The following is a 1,606-nucleotide window of genomic DNA, read 5'->3' on the forward strand; positions in this document are numbered from 1 at the left end:
CGGTAAATTCCTTGTTTGTCTTATTTTCTATGGTTATCTTATGGGATTTTGTAATGCCTCCTTTATAAAAATATTGTTTTGTGGGAGAGATTCTTACCATAAACTTATTGTTGACATAGACCTTTATTCTATTGCTTGTAATACAATTAACAGGATAAGGTGGATCTCCTTGCATTATCAACTCACTTACCCAAATATAATACCAACCAGTGGGAAGTTCGGTGGTGTCCCACAAGGCTGAGATATTACAATTAGGAAAAACATCGCCTATCCTACCAAGGAATTCATAACAATATTGTGTAGGCTTTCCTATATATCCTTCTGGAACAACAGCAAATCTTGTATTTTCCTGATTAGGGATGTATGGACCATTATAATAGCCATAAGCATTTGCTGAGACTACAACTGTGCCTTCAACTGTCGCACCATCTCCAGGAGCACCCATTTCAAGTCTGGTGCAAAGTCTTTCAATGGCTTTTTGTTGAGTGTCATGTCGTTCGGTTTCATGGTGCCAATATTCAAAAAGCTCATTAAATGTTGGTTTAGCATAAAGCCTTTGGCTAATAATAAGCCCGATAAAAAGAAAAAGGAAAATCTTTATTTTCATCTTTTTTTCTTGCCTGTAGATAGCTTCCCTTGCTCTTTAAGCTCTTCAAGCTCGTCTAGCCTTTCTGTTACAGTCCCAGCCAATATAGTATTATTATAATCCTTAAGAAACCTTTTATACCATATCTCTGCATTTATATAATCCTTTTTAACCTCATCATATATCCAGGCTATATTATAGACAACGATATCTAACTCAAGAGCACGGGGATAAAGCCTTGGATCTGCTTTATTTATTATATCAAGATATATCTCTAAAGCTTTATCAAAGTTTCCCAAATGTTCATAAGAACTTGCTATTTCTGCATCAGCATTATAATATATTACCCAACTATTCTCAGGATTTTCTTTTTTAAACTTCTGAAGGACAGAAATTGCCTCTGTATAGCTTCCCATCTTCCTATATGCTACTGCCATCTTCATATAAGTTGGGATTGTCTTTGTTCCTTCAATAGGGTATTTAGAAAGCTGGACTTGGAAATACTCAATTGCCTTTGGATAGTTTTTCCCTACTAAATACCAACTTCCAATGTTATAACGAACAAGTTTTTCCTCTTCGCTATTAGGATAGTCGGTAAGGATTTTTTTAAAGCATTCAATGATTTTATCAAGATAATATGGCCTCTTTTCTATATCATCATAACAAGCTTTCCTTGCATATCCTGAAGCCATTAAATCCCAAGCAGTAGGGGCTAAGGGAGAATCAGGGTATTTGTTCACCAATTCCTCATATTTCTCAATCGCCTTATTGTAATATTCTAAACTCTCAGTCCCTTTTCTTTCGCTCTCTGATTTCCAAAGCCCTTTTTTATAAAACTCAATCGCCTCATCCAAAAGCTGTTGGGCAGGGTCAGTAGAGGTTCCTTCGTCCTGTTTGGATAAAACCAGAGATTGGGTTTGATTTTTAGTATTTTTTGAGCCTTTTTTGACAACCCTTTCTTGTTTTGCTTTCTCTTTCTTAGGCTTTCCCTCCCAAAACCTCCACCACTCACCATAAGTT

Annotated in this window: 2 protein-coding genes; both read right to left on the reverse strand. The window is 36.1% G+C overall.

What is annotated here, in order from left to right; translation table 11 throughout:
* Positions 1–607: hypothetical protein (locus AB1630_13100; protein MEW6104723.1), on the reverse strand; the 607-nt coding region annotated here is incomplete at its 3' end.
* The coding region (locus AB1630_13105) for a tetratricopeptide repeat protein (protein MEW6104724.1) at positions 604–1,606 on the reverse strand (1,003 nt) is incomplete at its 5' end. The genes AB1630_13105 and AB1630_13100, both read right to left, overlap by 4 nt.

This window comes from bacterium (genome assembly GCA_040753555.1).
In the GTDB taxonomy this organism is placed as follows: domain Bacteria; phylum UBA9089; class UBA9088; order UBA9088; family UBA9088; genus JBFLYE01.